Origin of the sequence: Corynebacterium variabile (genome assembly GCF_006539825.1) — a bacterium.
In the GTDB taxonomy this organism is placed as follows: Bacteria; Actinomycetota; Actinomycetes; order Mycobacteriales; family Mycobacteriaceae; genus Corynebacterium; species Corynebacterium variabile.
The window spans coordinates 64,934-87,845 of the sequence record NZ_BJNT01000017.1 but is presented as its reverse complement, the minus strand read 5'-3'; the positions used below and the strand labels follow the sequence as shown (position 1 = coordinate 87,845).

General features: G+C 68.1%; 17 protein-coding genes and 1 tRNA gene. 9 read left to right on the top strand and 9 right to left on the bottom strand.

What is annotated here, in order from left to right:
• Positions 1–37 precede the first annotated feature (37 nt).
• Positions 38–451 carry a hypothetical protein gene (locus CVA01_RS15490; protein WP_141330730.1) on the top strand — a complete coding sequence of 138 codons (414 nt, stop codon included), beginning with the start codon at positions 38–40 and terminating at the stop codon, positions 449–451.
• A gap of 222 nt (positions 452–673) precedes the next feature.
• Positions 674–1,993, top strand: coding sequence for a glycoside hydrolase family 25 protein (locus CVA01_RS10970; protein ID WP_244938269.1), 1,320 nt, complete (start codon positions 674–676; stop codon positions 1,991–1,993).
• A 182-nt stretch (positions 1,994–2,175) separates the two neighbouring features.
• Here the strand turns inward: CVA01_RS10970 and CVA01_RS10965 are convergent, their stop codons facing one another.
• The 5 genes from CVA01_RS10965 to gltB all read right to left on the bottom strand — a co-directional run bounded on the left by CVA01_RS10965 (position 2,176) and on the right by gltB (position 10,329).
• Positions 2,176–3,075, bottom strand: a complete 900-nt coding sequence (locus CVA01_RS10965; protein ID WP_141330725.1) for a VOC family protein — start codon at positions 3,073–3,075, stop codon at positions 2,176–2,178.
• Positions 3,075–3,389 carry an RNA-binding S4 domain-containing protein gene (locus tag CVA01_RS10960; protein WP_014011359.1) on the bottom strand — a complete coding sequence of 105 codons (315 nt, stop codon included), beginning with the start codon at positions 3,387–3,389 and terminating at the stop codon, positions 3,075–3,077. The genes CVA01_RS10965 and CVA01_RS10960 overlap by 1 nt, the downstream gene beginning before the upstream one ends.
• Before the next feature lie 76 nt (positions 3,390–3,465).
• Positions 3,466–4,116 (bottom strand): LysE family translocator, encoded by a 651-nt coding sequence (locus CVA01_RS10955; protein WP_141330723.1) that lies wholly within the window; start codon positions 4,114–4,116, stop codon positions 3,466–3,468.
• A 28-nt stretch (positions 4,117–4,144) separates the two neighbouring features.
• Positions 4,145–5,698, bottom strand: a complete 1,554-nt coding sequence (locus CVA01_RS10950; protein WP_141330721.1) for a glutamate synthase subunit beta — start codon at positions 5,696–5,698, stop codon at positions 4,145–4,147.
• 2 nt (positions 5,699–5,700) lie between these two features.
• Positions 5,701–10,329 carry a glutamate synthase large subunit gene (gene gltB / locus CVA01_RS10945; protein ID WP_141330754.1) on the bottom strand — a complete coding sequence of 1,543 codons (4,629 nt, stop codon included), beginning with the start codon at positions 10,327–10,329 and terminating at the stop codon, positions 5,701–5,703.
• A gap of 399 nt (positions 10,330–10,728) precedes the next feature.
• On the opposite strand from gltB, the gene CVA01_RS10940 reads away from it, so the two are divergent.
• Both CVA01_RS10940 and CVA01_RS10935 read left to right on the top strand, forming a co-directional pair.
• Positions 10,729–11,445, top strand: coding sequence for a hypothetical protein (locus CVA01_RS10940; protein ID WP_041630245.1), 717 nt, complete (start codon positions 10,729–10,731; stop codon positions 11,443–11,445).
• 71 nt (positions 11,446–11,516) lie between these two features.
• Entirely contained in the window at positions 11,517–12,164 is a 648-nt protein-coding gene (locus CVA01_RS10935) for a L,D-transpeptidase (RefSeq protein WP_141330719.1), read from the top strand.
• Positions 12,165–12,262: 98 nt separating this feature from the next.
• Here CVA01_RS10935 and CVA01_RS10930 read toward each other — a convergent pair.
• Positions 12,263–12,347, bottom strand: a tRNA-Ser gene (locus tag CVA01_RS10930).
• Positions 12,348–12,464: 117 nt separating this feature from the next.
• Between CVA01_RS10930 and CVA01_RS10925 the strand changes: the two genes are divergently transcribed.
• Positions 12,465–13,448 (top strand): NAD(P)H-quinone oxidoreductase, encoded by a 984-nt coding sequence (locus CVA01_RS10925; RefSeq protein ID WP_141330717.1) that lies wholly within the window; start codon positions 12,465–12,467, stop codon positions 13,446–13,448.
• Here CVA01_RS10925 and CVA01_RS10920 read toward each other — a convergent pair.
• Both CVA01_RS10920 and CVA01_RS10915 read right to left on the bottom strand, forming a co-directional pair.
• A complete protein-coding gene (locus CVA01_RS10920) occupies positions 13,417–14,568 on the bottom strand; it encodes a hypothetical protein (protein WP_141330715.1) in 1,152 nt (383 codons plus the stop codon). The genes CVA01_RS10925 and CVA01_RS10920 overlap by 32 nt on opposite strands.
• A gap of 141 nt (positions 14,569–14,709) precedes the next feature.
• A complete protein-coding gene (locus CVA01_RS10915; RefSeq protein WP_141330713.1) occupies positions 14,710–16,038 on the bottom strand; it encodes an aminotransferase class V-fold PLP-dependent enzyme in 1,329 nt (442 codons plus the stop codon).
• 255 nt (positions 16,039–16,293) lie between these two features.
• Here CVA01_RS10915 and wzm point away from each other — a divergent pair, with 255 nt between their 5' ends.
• Both wzm and wzt read left to right on the top strand, forming a co-directional pair.
• Positions 16,294–17,166, top strand: a complete 873-nt coding sequence (wzm, locus tag CVA01_RS10910) for a galactan export ABC transporter permease subunit Wzm/RfbD (RefSeq protein ID WP_141330752.1) — start codon at positions 16,294–16,296, stop codon at positions 17,164–17,166.
• A 20-nt stretch (positions 17,167–17,186) separates the two neighbouring features.
• Complete coding sequence (gene wzt, locus CVA01_RS10905; RefSeq protein ID WP_141330710.1) at positions 17,187–17,975, top strand: galactan export ABC transporter ATP-binding subunit Wzt/RfbE; 789 nt, start codon at positions 17,187–17,189, stop codon at positions 17,973–17,975.
• Between the two features lie 17 nt (positions 17,976–17,992).
• On the opposite strand, the gene CVA01_RS10900 is transcribed toward wzt, so the two are convergent.
• Positions 17,993–19,195 (bottom strand): SAM-dependent methyltransferase, encoded by a 1,203-nt coding sequence (locus CVA01_RS10900; protein ID WP_141330708.1) that lies wholly within the window; start codon positions 19,193–19,195, stop codon positions 17,993–17,995.
• 574 nt (positions 19,196–19,769) lie between these two features.
• Here CVA01_RS10900 and CVA01_RS10895 point away from each other — a divergent pair.
• Positions 19,770–20,111 (top strand): hypothetical protein, encoded by a 342-nt coding sequence (locus tag CVA01_RS10895; protein WP_141330706.1) that lies wholly within the window; start codon positions 19,770–19,772, stop codon positions 20,109–20,111.
• Between the two features lie 7 nt (positions 20,112–20,118).
• On the top strand, positions 20,119–22,881 hold the full coding sequence (locus CVA01_RS10890) for a vWA domain-containing protein (protein WP_141330704.1): 2,763 nt from the start codon (positions 20,119–20,121) through the stop codon (positions 22,879–22,881).
• The last annotated feature ends 31 nt before the right edge of the window (positions 22,882–22,912 follow it).

Below are 22,912 nucleotides of genomic sequence, written 5' to 3'. Positions count from 1 at the left end.
GCTTGCGCTGACGGGAAGAACCGATAGCATGGCTGCCATGTCTCTCCAGTCTCACGGTTCACACCGTTCTCCGTCCGCCCGTCGTTCCCCCTCCCGCATCGTCCGCGCCTCCATGGTCGGACTGACCGGCCTCGCAGTCGCCGGTGCCGGCATCGGCATCGCATCCTCCGCCGGCGCGTCCCCCGAGGCCCCCGCCCCGGCCGTCTCCACCACCAAGGTCCAGGATCTCTCCGGTGCCGCCGCTGTGGCCCTGGCCGCCGGTGTCAGCCCGGAGACCGTCGCCACCCTCACCGCGAACCCGGAGGCCACCTACGCCGCCGCCCTCAACTACGGCGTCCCCGCCGAGACCATCGACTGGGTACTGGCCAACCCGGGTGCCGCCCTCGGCGCCGCCCAGGCCGCCGGTATCGACGTGGTCTGGGCAGCGAACACCCTCGCCGCCGCCGTCTGATCAGGTCAGTCCCCCCGGAAAAACTTTCCACCCCGCCCGATCCACCGCTTCACTGCGGTGGGCCGGGCTCTCTCATGTCCCGGACCTGTCCGGGCGCAGGGCATTTACTGCGCCCCGGTAAACAAATCACACTGTTGTCATTCAATGACCTGGTGTGATGATGGTCGCGACACGCCGATGTTACTGATGTGACTAGCGTGATTTGTGTGTATGGTGTGGCTCATGCGTTCTCTTCCCTGGCGCCGCCACGCGCGCACCACCACTCCCGCCCGACTCACCGCCACCGTCCTCTTCGGCTCGGCAGCGACCGTCGCCGCGCTTGTCGCCACGGACGTCCTGCCCTCCCCCTCCTGGGCTGACCTCGACGGCATCGACGTCGCCGGCCACCAGCACCCGGGCGGCTCCGCCATCGACTGGCAGACTGTCGCCGACTCCGGCCAGTCCTTCGCCTTCATCAAGGCGACCGAGGGCACCGGCTACACCAACCCGTACTTCTCCTCGGACTCCGCCAAGGCCTCCGCCGCCGGCGTCACCCCGGGCAGCTACCACTACGCGAAGCCCGAGTACGACGCCCGCTCCCAGGCCCGCTACTACGCCTCGGTCCTCTCCACCGGCGTCAACCCGTCCCTCCCGCCGACCCTCGACCTCGAGGAGACCGGCGGCCTGGGCCCGGAGCAGCTGCAGAACTGGGTGCGTGACTGGATCGACGAGATCAAGACCCTCACCGGTCGCGATCCGATCATCTACACCTACTACTCCTTCTGGATCGGCTCGATGGGCAACACCACCGAGTTCTCCGAGTACCCGCTGTGGCTGGCGTACTACAACGAGCAGCTGCCCGACGAGATCCCCGGCGGCTGGGACGCCCCGACCTTCTGGCAGTACAGCGGCAGTGGCCAGGTCGACGGCGTCATCACCGACGTCGACCTGAACACCTACTACGGTTCCGACGCCGAGCTGCAGGCCCTGGCCGGCTCCGCCTCCGCGGGCACTGCCGTGGGCAACGCCTCCGACGCACTGCGCCCGATCCGGGACGCCGCGGTCGCCGAGGCCGGCCTGACCAACACCGTGGAGCACGGTGCCTCCGCACTCGGCATCCCGATCCCCGACATCCCCCTGACCACCGACATGCTGGTCAACCTGCTCGGTCTGGTCGCCGGCGAGGTCGGACCGGAGGCCGTGTTCGGCTCCGCCACCGATGCCGGCTTCGACGCCGAGACCTCCCAGGCGATCACCTCCGCCGGCACCGAGGCCCGTGACTCCGACGTCACCCTGCCAGAGTCCGAGATCTCGCAGCTGGTGTCCGGCGTTCTCGGCGACGGCTCCGGCAAGATCACCCTCCAGGGTGTCCTGGACCTGCTCAACGCCTTCGGTGCGCAGGACTACATCGCCCAGCTCATCGCCGACGGCGCAGCCGGCGTAGACGGCGCTGACAAGGTCGCCCCGGTCGAGGGCGCTGCTGAGGCTCCGGCCGAGGCCCCGGCTGAGGTCCCCCTGCCCGAGGCGGAGGCCCCTGCACCCGAGGTCGTCCCCGCCCAGTAGGCCCAGGCGGAACGTAGACAGAACGCAGACAGAGAAATCCCCACTACCTGAGGTACGGTCCGGCTTTCCGGGCGGGCCTCAGATGGTGGGGATTTCTGTGTACGACGGGTGAGCCGCCGGGTAAGCCGACGGACGGCTACTCGTACGACGGGTGGGTACCCGGCTACTGCGCGACTGCGCGCCTACTCGCAGTCGGCGCCACGCTTCATCTGCTCTGCAGCGGTCTCACCGGCGGTACGGGCGGCATCCATGGCGTCCTTGAGCTCCTGGGGCATGTTCTCCGGGTCCAGCAGGTCCGGCTCGTGCCAGTCAGCCAGGGTCTCCGGCTCCGGCTCCGCGATCTCACAGAGATTCACCAGCGCACCGGTCGGGTCGACGATGGTGACCATCCGGCCCAACTCCGAGTCCCAGGGCTGACGCACCAGGCGTCCACCGGCGGCCTTGACCTTCTTCGCTGCAGCATCCACGTCAACGCAGCCCAGGTACAGGGTCCACATCGAGGGGTTCTCGTCAAGCTCGGAGGTGTCCCACAACCCGACCAGCGGGGCGCCGTCATACTCGCCGGTGGCGTAGCGGAAACGGTCCGTGTTGTTGTGGACGCGGATGTCCCAGCCGGCAAGCTCATGGTAGAACTCGGTGGTCTCGTCGAAATGGCCGCCGACCAGCAGCTCGTGCCAGACCGGGGTCCCCGGCTCACCGGCGGCGAAGAAGGGCTCGTTCTCCTTCGGCTGCTTCAGGCCGACGGTCGCACCCGAGGGATCGACCAGCACAGCCATCTTGCCGCGCTTGCCCACGTCGCGCGGGGAGAGCACCGAGGTGGCACCGGCCTTCACGGCGTCCTCGTGGGCGGCGTCGATGTCCGGGGTGTACAGCAGCATGCCCCAGAGGGAGGACTTGTCGTCCGGGACCTCGCCGAGGCCGGCGACGGGCATCCCCTGCTTCTTGGCGATGGTGTAGCCACCGCACGGGTCGTCGTACTCCCAGCCGAGGACTTCGGCGTAGAAGTCCTTCGCCGACTCAAGGTCCGTCGTCGCCAGATCAATCCAGATCGGCATGCCGGGTTCGGCAACGAGAGCGGGCATCAGAGGTTCCTCCACTTTTCCGGGTCAAAATCGTCGTCAGCGGTGGCTTCGTCGAAGAAGTCGTCTTCGTCGTCCACGGGAGCTGCGACACGTGCTGCAGTGCCGGTGTCACCGGCCTCGGGGTCACGCAGGCTCACCACGTCACCGACGTGGAGATGGCGGCCACGGCGGGTGTCGACCTCACCGTTGACCGCCACCTGACCTGCAGCGATAACTTCCTTGGCGGTGCCACCGGACTCAACGAGGTTCGCGAGCTTGATGAACTGGCCGAGACGGATGTCGTCACCGCGGACAGGGACGTCCTGAATGTGCATGCGGACCATCCTATGCCCAGTGCCGCGCGTTAACTAACTGACAGTGCACATCGTGACCGGAGTGTTACAGCGCAGGTCAGAGCAGTCGTGCAATACCCTCGATGACCAGCACCGCAGCAAGGACAAGGAAGACCGTTCCGGCGACGATGTCGATCCACGCCCCGGCCGCCTGCAGCCGTTTCGACAGCGCGGGGACAGACACCGCGACCGCCACGAAGACGAACCACGCCACACCGGTCACCATCATCATCACCAGCACCACGGCACGCATCGCCCAGGAGGTGTCCGGCGGCACGAAGCCGGCGAAGACCGCGCCGAAGAACACCAGCGCCTTCGGGTTCGACAGGTTCGTCACGAGACCCAGCCGCCATGACTGGACCGTGGTCATCTGGGTGGTGAGCAGGGAGGACGCCGCGTCGGACAGCACGGCGTCCTGCTTCCGGGCGGCGAGACCGCCGCGCAGCGCGCCCTGGCCCATCCATGCGAGGACGCAGCCACCCACAAGGAACAGGGCGGTGAGGATGCCGGAGACGTTGTCCACCAGGGCGGAGAGGCCCAGCATGGAGGCCACGATCCACAGCAGGTTGCCGCTCATGATGCCGAGGGCACAGGCCACGCCGTTACGGCGGACGGCCCCGACGCGCAGCAGCTGCACGAGGTCGGGGCCGGGGGAGGCGATGGCGAGGAGCCACGCCACGAGGATACTGAGGAGGGCACCGGTGGTCACCTGAGGGATTCTAGTGACCGGCGAAAAGCTACGCCCGCAGCGGCACGTCCGTCGGAGCGACCGGGGTCGGCAGGGCGGTCTCGCCCATGAGCTGGCGGTCCACGGCGGCGGCGCAGGCGCGTCCCTCCGCGATACCCCACACGATGAGCGACTGACCACGACCCGCATCACCGGCGACGAAGACCGGGGCGTCGAAGCCGGCGTCCTGCACGGCGGGGGTCTCGATCCAACGGGCGCGGTAGGAATCGTCCCGGACCACGCGGCTACGGCCGTCGATGCGCAGGCCGAGCTCGTCGACGATGCCCTTCGAGTCGACCGAGGCGAAACCGACGGCCAGGAGCACCAGGTCGGCGTCCATCTCGATCTCGGAGCCGGCGATGTTCGCCAGGCCGTGGTCGGTGCGCTCACAGCGCGCCGCCTTCAGGCCGGTGACGTGCCCGTTCTCACCGGTGAGCTCGACGGTGTTGATCTTGAAGTCGCGCTCGCCCAGGGCGTCCCCGGCCACGCGGGACGCCAGACCCAGGGCCTCGATCTCGTCGGCGGACTCGTTGCCGGTGACGGTGTACTCGCCCTCCTCGTGCGCGGAGGCGACCCGCCAGATCCGCGGCCAGGTCGGCCACGGGGTCTCGGCCGGGCGGTCCTTGGTCGGGGCGGGGTTGATGTCGAACTGGTGCACAGACACGGCACCCTGGCGCAGCGCGGTACCGAAGCAGTCGGTGCCGGTGTCGCCGCCGCCGATGATGACGACCTTCTTGCCCTTCGCGTCGATCGGGGAGACCTCGAAGTCGCCCTCCTGGACCTTGGTGGCCAGCGGCAGGTAGTCCATCGCCTGGTGGACGCCGTCGAGGTCGCGGCCCGGCACCGGCACGTCACGGCCGATGGTGGAGCCCAGGGCCAGGACGACGGCGTCGAACCGGGCGAGGTCAGCGGCAGACGGCGAGGTGTTGGTGCGGAAGGTCGTACCCTCGGCCTCCATCTGCGCGATGCGACGGTCGAGCCACTTCTTCTCGAGCTTGTAGTTCGGCACGCCGTAGCGCATCAGGCCACCGATCCGGTCGGCCCGCTCGAAGACGGTCACGTCATGGCCGGCACGGGTGAGCTGCTGGGCGGCGGCGAGACCGGCGGGGCCGGAACCGACGACGGCCACGGACTGACCGGTGGAGAAGGACGCCTTCACCGGCGTCACCCAGCCGTGAGCGAAGGCGTGCTCGACGATCTGCAGCTCGACGGACTTGATGGACACCGGGTCATCCCCGATACCGAGGACGCAGGCGCCCTCACAGGGGGCAGGGCAGACGCGTCCGGTGAACTCGGGGAAGTTGTTGGTGGCGTGCAGCCGGTCGTAGGCCTCACGCCAGCGACCCTGACGGACCAGGTCGTTCCACTCCGGGATGATGTTGCCCAGCGGGCATCCGTCATGGCAGAACGGGACGCCGCAGTCCATGCAGCGGGCGGCCTGGGTCTGCACCTTGCCGTCGGGGAACTCGTCGTAGACCTCGCGCCAGTCGAGCAGACGCAGCGGCACGGGACGGTGGGTCGCCTCTTCGCGGCGGAACTTCAGAAAACCCTGCGGATCAGCCATTGCTACTTCACTTCCTCCATGATCGCGGCGGCAACGCCGTCGTCGTCGAGTCCGGCGGCACGCGCGGCCTCGATGGTGAGGGTCACGCGGCGGTAGTCCCGCGGCATGACCTTGATGAGCGCGGCCGGGTCGACGTTGACGGTCGAACCCGTGAGGCGCCGGTGCTTGCTGATGGTCTCGATGAGCCAGTCGATCTCCTCGGCATCGGTGACGTCCTCGACGTCCACCAGCTCGGGGTTGACCCTGCCCTTGACCTCCTCGCGGTAACCGTCCTCGCCCGTGTCGAGCAGGTAGGCGATGCCACCGGACATACCGGCGCCGAAGTTCTCGCCGACCGGGCCGAGGACGATGACGCGTCCACCGGTCATGTACTCACAGCCGTGGTTGCCCACGCCCTCGACGACGGCGGTCAGGCCCGAGTTGCGGACGCAGAACCGCTCGCCGACGCTTCCTGCGATGAACATCTCACCGGAGACGCCGCCGAAGCCGAGCACGTTGCCGGCGATGGTCTGGTGCGGGCCGACCGCACCGTCGCGGGCGTCCGGCCGGATGGCGATGGTGCCGCCGGACAGACCCTTACCGACATAGTCGTTGGCGTCGCCGACCAGGGTCAGCGTCATGCCCTTGGGCACGAAGGCGCCGAAGGAGTTGCCGGCCGAGCCGGTGAAGGTCAGGTTGACGGTGTTCTCCGGTAGGCCGTCGCGTCCGGCGATCCGGCTGACCATCGATCCGGTCATCGTGCCGACGGAGCGGTCGACGTTGGAGATCGGGTAGGCCAGGTCGATGGTGGCGTCGTCGCCGGTGACACCGGCGGCGGCGCGGCGGATGGTCTCCTCCGCGTCCGTGCGGATGCGGTTGTCCAGCGCCTTCTCCAGACCGTGTTCCTGGGCCTTGGTGCGGTAGCGGTCCTGGTGCATGAAGGGGCTGTCCGGGATCGCGAAGATCGGGTCGAGATCCAGCGCCGCGGCGGTCTTGTGCTTCGGGTCGACCTCACCCTTGCGCAGGCATTCGGCGTGGCCGACGGCCTCCTGCACGGTGCGGAAGCCGAGCTCGGCGAGGTACTCGCGGACCTCCTGGGCGATGAAGGTGAAGAAGTTCACCACGTGGTCGGCCTGGCCGGTGAAGCGCTTTCGCAGCTCCGGGTTCTGGGTGGCCACGCCCACCGGGCAGGTGTCCAGGTGGCAGACGCGCATCATGATGCAGCCCTCGACGACCAGCGGGGCGGTCGCGAAACCGAACTCCTCGGCGCCGAGCAGCGCGGCGATGATGACGTCGCGGCCGGTCTTGAGCTGGCCGTCGCACTGGACGGTGATGCGGTCGCGCAGACCGTTCATCAGCAGGGTCTGCTGGGTCTCGGCGAGGCCGAGCTCCCACGGACCGCCGGCGTGCTTGAGTGAGTTCAGCGGGGACGCACCGGTACCGCCGTCGTGACCGGAGATGAGTACCACGTCCGCATGGGCCTTGGAGACACCGGCGGCGACGGTGCCCACACCCTGCTCGGCGACGAGCTTCACGTGGATCCGGGCGTCCGGGTTCGCGCTCTTCAGGTCGTAGATGAGCTGGGCGAGGTCCTCGATGGAGTAGATGTCGTGGTGCGGCGGCGGGGAGATCAGTCCCACGCCCGGGGTCGTGACGCGCACCTCGGCGATCCAGGGGTAGACCTTGTGCGGCGGCAGCTGGCCGCCCTCACCGGGCTTGGCACCCTGGGCCATCTTGATCTGGATGTCCGTGCAGTTGTTGAGGTAGTGGCTGGTCACACCGAAGCGTCCGGACGCGACCTGCTTGATCGCGGAGCGGCGCCAGGTACCGTCGGCCTCCGGCTCGAAGCGCTTCGGGTCCTCGCCGCCCTCACCGGAGTTCGATTTGCCGTGCAGCCGGTTCATGGCGATGGCGAGGGTCTCGTGGGCCTCGGCGGAGATGGAGCCGTAGCTCATCGCGCCGGTGGAGAACCGCTTGACGATCTCGCTGACCGGTTCGACCTCGTCGACCGGGATGGACGGGCGGTCGGAGTGCAGCTCGAAGAGGCCACGCAGGGTGGCGAGGTTCTTCGCCTGGTTGTCGACCTTCTCCGTGTACTCCTTGAAGATCCGGTAGGTGCCGGTGCGGGTGGCGTGCTGGAGCTTGAAGATCGTCTCCGGGTTGAACAGGTGGTACTCACCCTCGCGGCGCCACTTGTACTCACCGCCGATCTCGAGTTCGCGGTGGGCGGCCTCCTCCGGCCGGGGCAGGAAGGCGAAACGGTGGCGCACGGCGACGTCGTCGGCGATCTCGTCGAGGCCGATACCGGAGATCGGGCTGACCGCACCGGTGAAGTACTCGTCGAGGAAGGCCTGGGACAGGCCGGTGACGTCGGCGAGCTGCGCACCGCGGTAGGACGCCACGGTCGCGATGCCCATCTTCGACATGATCTTCTGCACGCTGGCGCAGGATCCGTCGATGTAGTTACGGCAGGCGGTCTCGACGTCGAGGCCGCCGAGGCGTCCGTCCTTGCCGAGCTCGTCGATGGTCTCCATCGCCATGTAGGGATTGATCGCGTCCGCGCCGAAGGTGAGCATCATCGCGAAGTGGTGGACCTCGCGGGCGTCACCGGCCTCGACGATCAGCGATGCGCGGGTGCGGGTCTTCTCCTTGACCAGGTGCTGGTGCACGGCGGAGACGAGCAACAGGGACGGGATCGGGGCGAGCCGGCCGTTGGATTCCCGGTCGGAGAGGATGATCAGCGTCGCACCGTCGTTGATGGCGGCGGAAACCTCGCGGCGGACCCGCTCGATGGCCTGACGCATGCCGCGGCCACCGTGGGCGACCGGGTAGAGCCCGGAGATGACGGCGGAGCGGAAGGCCCCGAAGCCCTCGTGCTCACCGGCCTCACGCAGGGTGGCCAGGGTGGAGTTCAGCAGCAGCGGCTTGCCCAGCTGGATGCGGTGGGCGGCCTCCGGTACCTCGGAGGTGATGTCGAGCTGCGCACCGAGCTGGGTGAACAGGCTGGTGACCATCTTCTCGCGGATGGAGTCCAGCGGCGGGTTGGTGACCTGCGCGAAGCGCTGGGCGAAGAAGTCGAAGAGCATGCGCGGCCTGTCGGACAGGGCGGCGACCGGGGTGTCGGTGCCCATGGAGCCGAGCGGCTCGTGGCCCGCGGCGGCCATCGGCTGGATGAAGAGGTCGATATCCTCCTCGGTGAAGCCGAAGACGCGCTGACGCAGCACGACGCGCTCGTGCGTCATCGGCTCGTAGTGCACCGGGGGCAGGTCGGAGAAGCGGACGATGTTGTCGTCGACCCACTGACGGTAGGGCTTGTCGGCGATGATCGCCTTGATCTCCTCGTCGGGGATGATCCGGCCCTGGGCCGTGTCCACGAGGAACATCTTGCCGGGCTCGATGCGGCGTCGGTCGATGACGTCGGCCGGGTCGACGGGCAGCAGGCCGGCCTCGGAACCACCGATGACCAGGCCGTCCTTCGTGACCCAGATGCGTCCGGGACGCAGACCGTTGCGGTCGAGGACGGAGCCGAGCACGGTGCCGTCGGTGAAGACGAGGGCGGCGGGGCCGTCCCAGGCCTCCATCATCGAGGAGTGGTACTCGTAGAACGCCTTGACGTCCGGGTCGATGTGCGGGTTCCGCTCCCAGGCCTGCGGGACCATCATCATCACGGCGTGCGCGAGAGGGCGTCCGGCGAGGTGGAGCAGCTCCAGGGCCTCGTCGAAGCGTCCGGTGTCGGAGCCGTCGGGGTCGCAGACCGGCAGGGCGCGGTCGATGTCGCCCATGATCTCGCTGCGGATCTGGGACTCGCGTGCCCGCATCCAGTTCTCGTTGCCGCGGACGGTGTTGATCTCACCGTTGTGGGCGAGCAGGCGGAACGGGTGGGCCAGTGGCCAGGAGGGGAAGGTGTTCGTGGAGAACCGGGAGTGGACGACCGCCAGGGCGGACTCCATCCGCTCGTCCTGCAGGTCGAGGTAGAACTCCCGCAGCTGCGGGGTGGTCAGCATGCCCTTGTAGACGATGGTGCGGGCGGACAGCGACGGGAAGTAGACGGTGTCCGCTCCGTTGCCGGCGCCGGCGCCCTTGGAGCCGAGTTCCCGCTCGGCACGCTTACGCACGAACCAGGCGCGACGGTCGAGCTCGATGCCTTCGAGCTGGCGTCCTTCCCCGTCTTTACCGGCGAGGAAGAGCTGGTAGAAGATCGGCTCGGCGTCGCGGGCCATGGCACCGAGGGAGGAGTCGTCGACGGGCACCTTGCGCCAGGCGAGCAGGTCGAGCTGCTCCTCGGCGATGATGTCCTCGACGGCACGCATGGCGTCCAGGGCGGCCATGCGGGACGCCGGGAGGAAGGCGATACCGGTGGCGTAGGCGCCGGGGGCGGGCAGGTCAACGCCCTCGGTGGCCATCTCCTCGCGCAGGAACCGGTCGGGGACCTGCAGCAGGATGCCCGCGCCGTCGCCGGTGTTCTTCTCCGCACCGGCGGCACCACGGTGGTCGAGGTTCACCAGGGCCTGGATGCCCTTCTTCACGATGTCGTGGGTGGCTCGGCCGTGGATGTCCGCGACGAAGGCGACGCCACAGGCGTCGTGCTCGTAGGCAGGGTGGTACAGGCCCTGCGGTGCGGGGTAGTTGGAACTCGTCTGTTCGTCAGTCATGGGGTCGTCAGCCTCCGGGTAGTCGTGGTGGGGCATGAGATCCGGGCGGGACGCGTTGGTGGTGCGTCCCTGCCGGCGGACCGTCATCGGACCGGTGGGTTTCCCTCACAGATACGGCCGTCGTCGGGGGCCGCAAAATCAGGGTTTCCTCACCCCCGCAGGTGCACGGTCCATGATGTGACGGATGCCACATCTCTGAGGTGAACGCGGGTGCGGTCTCCACATGAAGTTGTGTATGTATCTTAGCCCCCACCGGTGTCCATGCCCCACTATCTGTTGTGTCCCACTTCGTGATACTGAGAGTCTTATTCTATGGATATTGTGTTACAGGGGAGTTTCGCGACAGTTTCACCGGGGTTTCCCCTCGGGCGGCCCCGGCACGGGTCGTACGATGGCGGCGTGAAAGATCCCCGACGCATCCCGGTGATGACGGACGCCCTCACCCGTCTCTGGGAAGCCCGCCCCGACCTCACCCTCACCCGGCTCCTCGGACTCCTCGAGACCCACGGCGCCGACTGGAACGCGACCGACGAGGAGACGCTCGCCGTACTGCGCCGACTGGCCGAGGAGACACCGGCCCGACTCGACGATCCGACGGGACGCTACCTCGTCACGACCGAGAACTCCGCAGGTGTCGCCACCCAGCTGGTGACCGTGGGGGCGGACCGGGTGGCCGTGCGGCAGATCCCGGCGTCCCGCACCGATGCCGTGCATGACCTGCCGCAGCCTGTCGTGTGGGAGCATTCCGGGGTGCGCAGCTGCCACGTCGCCGCTCCCCTGGTCATCACGGACACGGAGGGGATCGCGCACCGGATGGGGCTCGTCTCCTCGATCCGGGTCATCGCCGCACCCGGGGAGGACGCCCCGGTGACCTCACTCGACGGGCTGCGCAGACGGACCCTGGACGGCGTGTACCTCCTGGAGCTGGAGGACGCTTCACTGCTGCTCGACCGGACCGCCTGGTTGTTCACCACCGGTCGCCGGGACCTGCACCGCGAACGCCTGACCTGGGCACGGCTGCTGGACTGCACCGTCGGAGCACCGCTGCGGATCGCACTCGACGGCGGCGAGGTGAGGGAACTGCCGGAACTGCGGCGGATCACCGTGCTGGAATAGCCGGGCGCGACTGCCGGGCGGGGGTGCATGCCGGCAGGTAGGTTGGGAAGGGACTCAGGAGGTTTTCGATCATGAAGTTCATGCGCACGATTCTCACCGCATTCGGCATCCTCGTCGCCGGCTCGCTCGCCATCACACCGACCGCGAACGCCCAGACCGGCCCCGCTCCGGCAATGCCGTCAGTGCCGTCCTCGTCCGACCTCCAGGGCATGGCGGGGGACGCACTCTCCGACGCGCAGAGCGCTGTCAACGGCGCCGTCGCCGATGCCCTCGGATACCTGCCGGACATCCCGGGCGTCAGTCCGGCGCCTGCACCGGCACCCGCGCCTCAGCCTGCGCCGCGGCCGTCGACCGGCTGCTCCGCCCAGGCGAAGGCCTGCATCAACCTCACCAACCAGACCGCATGGCTGCAGTCCGATGGCGTGATCACCCGCGGCCCGGTGCCGATGAGCTCCGGACGCGCGGGCTACGAGACCCCGGCCGGACTGACCAGGGTGACGCGCAAGATCATCGACGAGTGGTCGAACGCCTGGGATGCGCCGATGCCGTACTCGGTGTACTTCTCGGCCGGAACCGCTTATCCGGGCGACATCGGTATCGCCTTCCACGAGGGATCCCCGGCTGTGATGTCCCACGGGTGCATCCACCTGAACCATGACGACGCCGTGGCCTTCTTCAACACCCTGCAGGTCGGCGACTACGTCGACGTGGTGGCGTAGGAGTCCCGCGTCGGTCACATACAGAATCTGCCACCCTTCAGGTCGTTTTCCGGGCGATCCGGCGACCTGAGGGGTGGCAGATTTCTCTTGCTGAACGGCGGAGACGGGGGGATTTGAACCCCCGGACGATTTCTCGTCGCTGGTTTTCAAGACCAGTGCATTCGGCCGCTCTGCCACATCTCCACGTGCGCCGGACGGTCCTGCAGGGGCCGCCGACACAGCGGGACAAGTGTAGCGCACCGCGTCCCCGCGGAAAGACTCCCACCCCGCCCGGAGCAGGCGCAGTTACGCTGGAGAGGCATGAAGGCGATCATCCAGACAGACCCCAGTGACCCCACCTCCCTGACCTGGCAGGACACCCCCACTCCGACCCCCGCCGACGGCGAGGTCCTGCTTCGGATCACCGCGGCCGGCGTCAACCGGGCCGACACCCTCCAGGCCCAGGGCCACTACCCGCCGCCGAAGGGAGACACCGACATCATCGGACTCGAGGCGTCCGGCATCATCGAGGACGCCAACGGCTGCGTCCGCCCGGACGGCACCCCCTGGTACGCCGGCGACGAGGTCGGCGCACTGCTCTCCGGCGGTGGCTACGCCGAATACGTCGCCGTCCCCGCAGGTCAGCTGCTGCCCGTGCCCTCCGGGTACAGCCTGACGGACACCGCGAGCGTCGTCGAAGTCGCCTGCACGGTCTGGTCGAACCTCATGATGACCGCCGAGATCGAGAAGGACGACCTCGTGCTCATCCACGGTGGTGGCGGCGGCGTGGGTCTGTTCGCCATCCAGGTGGCGAGGGCCCTCGGTGCGCAGGTGGCGGTGACCGCCGGCAGTGAGGAGAAGCTCGAGGTGTGCCGCAACTACGGTGCCGACGTGCTCATCAACTACCGCGGGGACGACTTCGTGGAGGCCGTGAAGGAGGAGGGTGGGGCGGACGTCATCCTCGACATCATCGGCGCGAAATACCTGGACAAGAACGTCTCCGCCCTGGCGAAAGACGGGCATATCGTCATCATCGGCATGCAGGGCGGTGTGAAGGGCGAGCTGAACATCGGCAAGCTGCTGAGCAAGCGGGGCAACATCTCCGCGACCGGACTGCGGTACCGCGACCGGGCAGACAAGGCCCGCATCGTCGCCGCGACCGTGGAGCACGTCTGGCCACTGCTGGAGAACGGGACGATCCGCCACCACATCGACCGCGTCGTCCCGGTTCAGGACGCCGCGGGCGCGCACCAGGCACTGCTCGCCGGGGACATCACCGGGAAGATCGTGCTGGCGGTGGAGTAGACGGGGGCGCAGAAGGCGGAGTGAGCTGACGCTCCTCCCGTCGCCGCATCGCCCGGACACCGGTGACCAGACCACCGACGGCTGCCACAGCACCTGTGACGGCAAGTGCCCACGCCCAGACCGGGGCACCGGCGAGCAGACCCAGCGCACCGACCAGGAGCAGCAGCATCCCCAGCACCGTGACGATCCCCGGCAGCATGTCCCTGACCGGCGCCCGGTGCGGGGCGGGCGGTGCAGGCTTCACCTGCACCGGAACCACCGGGACCGGTTCCGGAAGTGGAACCGGCCGGGGACCCCGGATCACACCGGTCGCCACCGTCTTCAACACGGACCACCAGCTGAGGAAGTCCGGGATCCCGCCACCGGACGGGCCGGCAGCCTCCAGAGAGTGACGCACCAGCGTCCTGACGTCCGGGGGAAGATCCTCCAGGTCACCGACGGTGACATCGCGGCGTCCCACCAGAACCCGGACGACCAGCGCGGCGAAGGCTGAGGCGTCGTTGAGGAAGGTGTGCTCCTCGGGCAGGGTGACTAACAGGGCCCCCACCTCCAGATCGGCGGCACCGGTGAGGACGACATTCCGTCCACGTTCACCGACCCGGACCGCGTCCTCGGTGAGTCCGACGAGGTCCCGGCCGTTCGAGCGGAAGGTGTCGAGCAGGACGCAGAGCTGCGCCAAGGCACGGTAGCGCTGCCGGAGTTCGACCTCCGTGCCGACCGGGGTGACGGTCAGTTCCGCCAGAGTCGTGGTGGGCCCCGCCGACTGAGTCGCTGCCTGGGCTGATGTCCGCGACGCCGCCAGGTCGACGACGAGGGCACCGCAGACCAGTCCGCGGTCACGGACCACGGCCACCGGCCAGTCCGCCTGCCGCAGCACCGCGACCCGGACCTTGTCGGGGCGGACCCGCAGGTACTCCACAAGGCCAGCGACACGTTTCCGGTCGTGGTCGCTGATCTGGCGTCCCGGAACTGTGACGGGGTGGCCGGAAACATCGGGGGCGTCCTGCGCGTCGGAGCGGTAGACCAGCGGAATGGCCCGGTCGGCGACGACGACCGACCGCCGGTCGACATCAGCCAGTTCGATGATGTCCCCCACCCGGACGCTCCACAGATCATCCACTGAAACTGCTGGTCCCCCGGTTCCCGCTGCCAACGGTGGCTGTGACGCCGTCATGACCTTCTCCTGTCTTCAGGCCTGTCCCCCACACCGGCGAAACCTGCCCCGCACACCGTACCCCGCCGGCCGGTGGCGACGCTTCGGCTAGACCATCCCGCCGACGACACGGACCAGCTGATCCACGTCGTAGCGGGTGTTGTGCGGTGCAAAGCCGACGCACACCGCGCCGCCCATCTCCGCGACCCCCATCTGGTCGAACAGGGCACTGTCTTCCAGACCCACGACCTCGGCGACCACACCGTTGTCGAGCAGTCGCTCCACCACGCTGGACGCCGGGACGCCAGGCACCAGGAAGCTCACCCGGGGTACGCGGTCCACCGAGTTGTATCCACTGCTGTCGCCGCTGCCGAAGCCGCCGAAGGACCCGGCGGCCCCGTGACTGCCGGCCTGACCGTAGCTGTCGTCCTCACCGGTCACGCCGATGACGTGCACCACGCCGAAGTCCCGCAGCCCGTCGACCAGGTGACGGGCCAGGGTGTGCATGTAGGCCTCCGCCGCCGGCAGCGACGTCTGCAGCCGCTCATGACGGTCACCCGTGGCGTCCTCGTCGAGACCGGCGAGGAAGTCGACGGTCGCCGGGACCGCGCCGAGCAGACCGGGAGCCAGCCCGCCACGCTCCAGGGCCGCGACCCGTCGCTTCGCCAGGGACAGCAGGTCAGGGGTGGAGTGCCGGCCGGTCTTCACCTCAGCCAGGCGGAGCTCGGCGAGCATCGCCGGGTCACGGAACACCAGCGCCCCGACCTCCGGACCACCGAGCGGCGCGAGATCCAGGGCGACGACGTCCGCACCCCATTCGGCCATGTCGATGTAGCGGTAGGGCGCGTAGGACGCCGCGTCCACCACGAGCCAACCGTTGGACTTCGCGTGCAGCAGATCCGCGATCGCCCGGACATCCGTCACCGTGCCTATGTGCTCATTCGCTGCGGCGACCGCGACGATGGACGTGGACGTGCCGATGAGCTCACTGAACTGCCACGTCGGCAGGGAACCCGTGGTCAGCTCGGCCTCCGCCCAGCGCAGGGACGCACCGTAGAGGTCGGCGGCCAGTTCCCAGGGAGCGTTGCTCACCGGGTCGTCGACACGGGACAGCACGACCTCGCGCCCCATCCGCAGCTTCGCCGGGACAGACGCCGCCAGCGTGTTGAGCAGAACGGCACGGCTGGGGCCCAGAACCACACACTCCGGCGTACCGCCGACCAGGTCGGCGACGGCCTCGCGGGCAGCGTCGATGTAGGCGTCCCCGCGGGTGCCGTTGCCTGCACCCGGGTCCGCCTGCAGCGGCGCGGTGCGGAAAGCCCGCGTCACCGCTGAGCTCACCTTCTCCGGCACCTGGGCACGCGCTCCGCCGTTGAGGTAGGTCCACCCGTCGGACTGGGAGACATAGAGCCCTCGGACCCTCGCGGAATCGAACACGCCTGTACGCACCTCTAATCTATGACTGTCACTCGTCTGCACGATCCTACAGCGCCGGGCTGACAGCACCGCAAGCCCCGGTTCGACCCCCAGGGAGGGACCGGGAAAGGTCCCCGTTCGTGTGCGTCTCTCCCGTTCCTTTGCTGTGTCTCCACTGTGCCTCCGCCGCGTCTTTGCCCCGGGGGAGGGCGCCCGGGGTACCTTTGTCGGGTGTCAGATTCAGAGAACGAGAGCAGCACCGCCACGTCGGTCGCGCTGACCCCGGAGTTCGACCGCTACGTCGCCCGGGTCGACGACGACAGGATCCCGGCGTCCACCTCGCAGACCTTCGGGGCCTCCTGGGACGATCTCAAGCGCGGCTTCGCCCAGCGCGAACTGTGGCTCACCCTGGGCTGGCAGGACATCAAGCAGCGCTACCGCCGCTCCGTCCTGGGCCCACTGTGGATCACCATCGCCACCGGCGTGATGGCCACCGCCCTGGGCCTGCTGTACTCACTGCTCTTCGACATCGACATCAAGACCTTCCTGCCGCACGTCGCGGTCGGCCTCATCCTCTGGGGATTCATCGCGGGCTGCATCAACGAGGGCTCACAGGTCTTCATCGCCAACGAAGGACTGATCAAACAGCTGCCCAGTGCGTTGAGCGTGCACGTCTACCGCCTGGTGTGGAAGCAGTTCCTCTTCCTGCTGCACAACCTGGCGATCTGGCTGATCCTGCTGGCCGTGTTCCAGATCCCGGTCGGCTGGGAGGTCATCCTCGCCGTACCCGGCCTGGCCCTGCTCGTCGCCAACGGTGTGTGGGTGACGATGTTCTTCGGCATCATCGCGACCCGCTTCCGGGATGTCGCCCCGCTGCTGGAGTCCCTGGTGCAGCTGCTGTTCTACATGACGCCGATCGTGTGGATGGACTCCACCCTGAAGGACCGTATCGGTGACCTCGGCAACAAGGCCTACCTCGCGGAGATCAACCCGCTGTACCACTACATGGCCATCGTCCGTGGACCGATGATCAACGAGCCGGTGGAATGGCGGTCCTGGCTGATCGTCTGCGTCCTCACTGTCCTCGGCACCCTCTTCGCCATGATCTTCATGCGCCAGTGGCGCTCCCGCGTCAGCTACTGGGTTTAATCGAGTACAGGAGTTATCCCATGGTTTCCATCGACACCTACAACGCCTGCGTCGACTTCCCGATCTTCGACGCCAAGACCCGTTCCCTGAAGAAGGCCTTCCTCGGCGCCGCCGGCGGTGCGATCGGCCGCAACTCCGACAACACCGTCGTCGTCGAGGCACTGCGCGACGTGAACCTGCACCTCAAGGAGGGCGACCGGATCGGGCTGGTCGGTCACAACGGTGCCGGCAAGTCGACCCTGCTGCGGCTACTCTCCGGCATCTACGAGCCGACCCGGGGCTCCGCGGTGGTCAAGGGCCGCGTCGCCCCGGTCTTCGACCTCGGTGTGGGTATGGACCCGGAGATCTCCGGGTGGGAGAACATCATCATCCGCGGACTCTTCCTCGGTGAGTCGAAGCGGTCCATGCAGAAGAAGATGGACGACATCGCCGAATTCTCCGAGCTGGGCGACTACCTCTCCATGCCGTTGCGCACCTACTCCTCCGGCATGCGTGTGCGCCTGGCCCTGGGCGTGGTGACCTCGATCGAGCCGGAGATCCTGCTGCTCGACGAGGGTATCGGCGCGGTGGATGCCGCGTTCATGGCCAAGGCCCGTGAACGGCTGTCCGCCCTGGTCGCGAAGTCCGGCATCCTGGTCTTCGCCTCCCACTCCAATGAGTTCCTGGCTCAGCTGTGCGATTCGGCCCTGTGGGTCAACCACGGCGAGATCAAGGCCTGCGGGCCGGTCGACGAGATCGTCGGCGCCTACGAGGGGCCCGGTGCGCAGGAACACGTCCGCAACGTCCTGCGGGACCTCGGCCGGCTGTAGGTCGGGCGAACGGCCCCCTACCGCACGTACTCCAGCTGCCCCACGTCGATGTAGCCGCAGGCGAAGCCGGCCTGGCAGTAGGCCAGGTAGAAATGCCACAGCCGCTGGAAGTCCGGGCCGAAGCCGAGAGCGTCGACCTCCCCGGCGGAGGCGGCGGCCAGGAATGCCGCATCCCACTCCCCCAGCGTCCTCGCGTAGTCGTGGCCGAAACTCCGCCGCGTCCCGAGTGACAGCCCGGCACGCGATGCCGACTCATTGAGCGCCCGCACGCTCGGGATCACCCCACCGGGGAAGATGTAGGTGGTGATCCACGTCGCGGCGTCCTTCGTGGCGAGCATCTGAGCATGGTCCATGGTGATCGCCTGGATGACCGCGCGCCCGCCGTCGGCCAGCCGGTCATGGACGACCTGCATGTACTCGTCCCAGTACTCCGCACCCACGGCCTCGATCATCTCGATGGAGACGATCGCGTCATAGGTGCCGGTGGCCTCGCGGTAGTCGCGCAGCTGCACATCCACCAGGTCGGACAGCCCCTCGGCCGCGATACGCTCGCGCGCCAGGTCCGCCTGCTCGGTCGACAGCGTCACCGAGGTGACCTGCGCACCGCGCCGTGCCGCATGCAGCGACAGCTCTCCCCAGCCGGTACCGATCTCGAGGACGCGGCTGCCCTCACCCACCCCGGCGCAGTCCAGCGCCCGCTCGACCTTGGCGTCCTGCGCGGTGGCGAGATCGTACTCCGGGTGCCTGTCGAACAGGGCCGAGGAGTAGCTGAGGCCCTCGTCGAGGAAGGTCGCGAAGAAGTCGTTGGAGAGGTCGTAGTGGGCGCTGATGTTGCGTTTCGCGCCGGCCACCGTGTTCTTCTGCCGGAGAGGACGCCGCGAGGTGTACAGCCCACCGAGCTTCTGCAGCCAGGCGGGAAGCAGCGCGGTGATCTTCCGGCACAGTTTCGTCAGCGTCCCCGCCAGGTCGGCGGCGTCCCAGTCCCCGGCGACATAGGACTCCCCGAAACCGACGAGCCCCTGGACGCCGAGCCGCCGGTAGAAGTCCTCGGGGCGGTGAAGCACCAGGTCGGCGTCCTCCCTCTCCCCCACCGTGATCCCGCACATCGCCGCAGCCCGGTCACAGACCCGTTTCGCGACCTTCCCTGCCAGAGTGGCATAGGCACCGGTCGGGGCGGCCGGGTAGAGAATGGGCTGGTCGGTGGTGGGCGTCTGGCTCACAGTGCTGTCCTCCGGAACTGGTGGTCTGAACCTGAACTGGTACCTCTCCGAGCGTAACCCTGTGTGCGGGGCGCGGCCGGGTGACAGCGGTCGGACCGGAAGTTCAACTGGTTCACTCCCCCCAATTCAGAGGGACAGGTCGGAGTATCACCCGCATCAACCAGGTATACACAGCGCCCGGGATACACAGATTCTGACGAGGCGGTACCCCCAACGGGATATCCTGTTCGATTCGCTGTGGTTGCTTTCCGCAGGCTCTGCTATCTTCAAATTGTCAGCCAAACTTACCTGACTATCACCCCACATACCGACAAAGCAGCATCAGCACAGTCCTCATTTCCTCCTCAGCGAATCAGAACACGTTGAGACGTACGGATCTGAAGGCCTCGGCCGGCGTAATCTCTGTCGTCCGGTCAAGGAGGTCCCTGTGACTAATCCGTTCAGCAACAGCAGCGCCGACTCCGGCAGGTCACCGTTCGACGGTCCCTTTCCCGGTAGTTCCCCGTTCGGAACCGGCGGTCCTGCACCGTCGAACATCGCAGCCCCGCTGCACGGTGAAACTGCCGACGCCCCCATGTCTTCACCGGTCAGCGGCCCCTGGGTGTACGTGAACCTCGCCCTGACGACGGCCGTCATCGGGATCATCCTCGGAATCGCCGCCCCGCTCACGGGATCCCCGACCGACGGGTCCTTCCACATCCTCGCCATCGCCGGCTGGGTCCTCGCCGGTCTGGCGACGGTCATTCTGCTGGGACTGCACTCCGGAGAGGACAACCGGCGCCGGGCCGAGAACCTCTACATCGGGACACCCCGGCAGACCACGGTCTTCCGGACCGCCGGAATCGCCGCCGTCATCGGCATCCTCATCACCGCAGTGGAGATCGCCCTGTGGATCAGCAAGACCGTCGGAGCGTAGGAGAACCATGAGCACCACCACACGTTTCGCCGCAGCCCTCAGCACCGCAGCCCTGCTGGCCGGCACCACCTTCCTCGGCGTCCCCGCCGCCGCACAGCCTGCGGACGCCGGCACCGGGCTGAGCGCCACCGGGCAGAAGAGCATCAACGACCTCGGCGCCTGCCTCAGCGGATCGAAGTCCGCGGACATCCTCGTCATCATGGACGAGTCCGCGTCCCTGAAGGAGGAGACCGAGGGCGGCCCCGCCACCGACCCGCGGAACATCCGGGAGGACGCCGCGAAGAACCTGGTCACACTGCTGGGCAGGCATGCGGAGGACCTCAACGCGGACATCAACGTCAAGCTCGCCGGCTTCGGCGACGGCTACCGGGCCGACAGCGGGACCTACGGCGGCTGGACCAACGTCCGGGAGGACGCCTACGGTCTGGACCGGCAACTCAGCGGCATCAGTGACCGCAGCAGCGACGGATGGACGAAGTACGGCGACGCCCTCTCCGGTGCACTCGGCGAGTTCGCGGATGCACCGACCCGGGACGGGAAGGCCAGCGACTGCCAGGCCGTCCTGTTCTTCACGGACGGCATGATCACCAGCGACGCCGGAGATACCCCCGACCTCGTCGCCGACATCTGCCGGCCGGGAGGCACCCTGTCCATGCTGCGGAACTCCGGCATCCGGCTGTTCACCGTCGGTCTGCTGCCGAAGTACAACCCGCAGGAGCCGCAGGAGCTGCTCACCGACCTGGCCGAAGGTACGGACTGCTCCGGTACCCCGGCCAACGGCACTTTCTTCAACGCCGGTCAAGACGCCGCAGCGCTCATCGCCGCCTTCGCCGACTTCCTCCCGAAGTCGAACAGCGTCGGCGGCACCCTGGCGATGAACGAACCCCAGCACTTGGTCCTCGACAACTCGATCGACTCGGTCCGGCTCTCCGCACAACCCACAAGCACCATCGACGGCACCGTGGTCCCCGTCCTCACCTCCCCTGACGGCGAGAAGCACGAACTGACCGCGGACGCGGCCGACAACGGCACCTTCTCCCTCGGGGACGCCGAGATCACCGTCACCCCGGGCGGCAACGAACTCGTCCCCGGCATGGTCAACGCGGACCTCGTGAAGAGCGACGACGGGGACTGGGCCGGCGACTGGACTTTCGGCTATGACGCACCCACCGCCGCGGCCGACCGGTACAAAGTGAATATCACCCTGCTCCCCGGCCTGTCCATGCAGGTCAAGGAGTTCGCCGAAGGCGGAACCCCCGCCCTGCGTTCCAGCGAACCACTGCACGCCACTCTGGTGAACTCCTCCGGTGAACTGCAGAAACTCGACGGCACCGCGACGATGACCGCGACCTTCATCCCCTCCGACGGGGAACCGGTCGTTCTCGGCGACCCACAGCCGGCCGGCACCGGCACGGAGATCACCGTCCCGCTCGACCGGATCACCGAACCGCAGTCCGGCGAGTTCGTCTTCGCCACGAACATCACCACGAAGAACCCGAGCGGCGGTGAGGGCACCGCCCTGTCCCCGGTCACCAGCAGCTACCGGGCCTCTGTCTCCCCGGTGGATATGCCGGTCCTCGGCACCACCGACCTCAGTGTCGATGACAAGGACACCACCGTCGACATCCCGGTCACCGGTCCCGGCAAGGTCTGGCTCGACCCGGTCACCCTCAACGCCGGTGACCCCGGCGTCGCGCTGCCCGGCGGCGTGGATTCCGTGACGCTCTCCTCCGCCCACTCCGACGCCGCCTCGGCGCTGGAACTGGGCGAGGGAGAACAGGGCGTCCTCCCCGTCACGGTGAGCAGCAGCAGTTTCGCGGACGGACCGGTGTCCGTCACCCCGCAGGTGCACCTCGTCTCCGACGACGGCGGCACCGAATCCGACGTCGACCTGCCGATGTCAGGGTCCATGACCGCCCCGGTGAACACCGGCGTCCTCGTCATCGCGGTCATCCTCGCGATCCTCCTGGCCTTCGGTATCCCGCTGCTGGTGCTGTACATCATGAAGCTGTTCACCAGCCGGATCCCGTCCGCGGCCGCGCGTGCCGTGCGCGTGCCAGTGACGGTCGACAACGGCAGGCTGCTGCGGACCGACACCGGCGGAGACTTCCGGATCACCTACTCCGAGATCATGGACGGTGCCCGGTCGACAGCCGACGGTGGCCGGAAGATCACCCTCGCCGGGATCCTTGTCGAGCGGAAGCTCGGTGCCCCCTGGAAGTCCGCTTCCGCCGTGGTGAAGAACCACGAGCCCTCGGTCGCCGACGACGGGAAGCAGTCCGGGAACTCCGCTCTGCTGCCGCTGGCGGTCCACAACCACTGGATCGTCGCCGGCACCCAGGGAGACCCGTACACCGGCGAGATCGTACTCGCGGTGAGCGAGCAGGCCGTGGAGTCGACGGTCAGCGGTCTGGTCGACCAGATCACGGCACGGGCACCGGAGATGCTGCGGCAGCTCGGGGACACGCCGGTCGAGACCCCGTCCACGCCCACCGGCTCCGGCCAGGGGAAGAAGTCCCGGACGAAGCGCACGGCGAAGCGTTCCTCCGGGGACGCCCCTGCGGAGACCACCACGGAGCCGCAGCAGATCCCCGGGTTCGGCGCCCCCACCGCCCCGTCGCCCTTCGGCGGTTCCACCGGCTCCTCACCGTTCGGCGGCTCCACCTCCGGACCGTCCCCGTTCGGCAGCTCCCCCTCCGCCCCTGCGGACGACGACAACCCCTTCGGTGGTTCTTCCCCGTTCGGCGGGTCGTCCCCCTTCGGTCGCTGACCCCGCACCGACCACCCCGCCCCAGCATCAC

Coding starts and splice junctions, on each gene's coding strand:
- gltB (WP_141330754.1), bottom strand. CDS start 10,329: ATGACTGACGAACAGACGAGTTCCAACTACCCCGCACCGCAGGGCCTG.
- CVA01_RS10970 (WP_244938269.1), top strand. CDS start 674: ATGCGTTCTCTTCCCTGGCGCCGCCACGCGCGCACCACCACTCCCGCC.
- CVA01_RS10960 (WP_014011359.1), bottom strand. CDS start 3,389: ATGCACATTCAGGACGTCCCTGTCCGCGGTGACGACATCCGTCTCGGC.
- wzt (WP_141330710.1), top strand. CDS start 17,187: ATGGTTTCCATCGACACCTACAACGCCTGCGTCGACTTCCCGATCTTC.
- CVA01_RS15490 (WP_141330730.1), top strand. CDS start 38: ATGTCTCTCCAGTCTCACGGTTCACACCGTTCTCCGTCCGCCCGTCGT.
- CVA01_RS10925 (WP_141330717.1), top strand. CDS start 12,465: ATGAAGGCGATCATCCAGACAGACCCCAGTGACCCCACCTCCCTGACC.
- CVA01_RS10935 (WP_141330719.1), top strand. CDS start 11,517: ATGAAGTTCATGCGCACGATTCTCACCGCATTCGGCATCCTCGTCGCC.
- CVA01_RS10895 (WP_141330706.1), top strand. CDS start 19,770: ATGTCTTCACCGGTCAGCGGCCCCTGGGTGTACGTGAACCTCGCCCTG.
- CVA01_RS10965 (WP_141330725.1), bottom strand. CDS start 3,075: ATGCCCGCTCTCGTTGCCGAACCCGGCATGCCGATCTGGATTGATCTG.
- CVA01_RS10890 (WP_141330704.1), top strand. CDS start 20,119: ATGAGCACCACCACACGTTTCGCCGCAGCCCTCAGCACCGCAGCCCTG.
- CVA01_RS10950 (WP_141330721.1), bottom strand. CDS start 5,698: ATGGCTGATCCGCAGGGTTTTCTGAAGTTCCGCCGCGAAGAGGCGACC.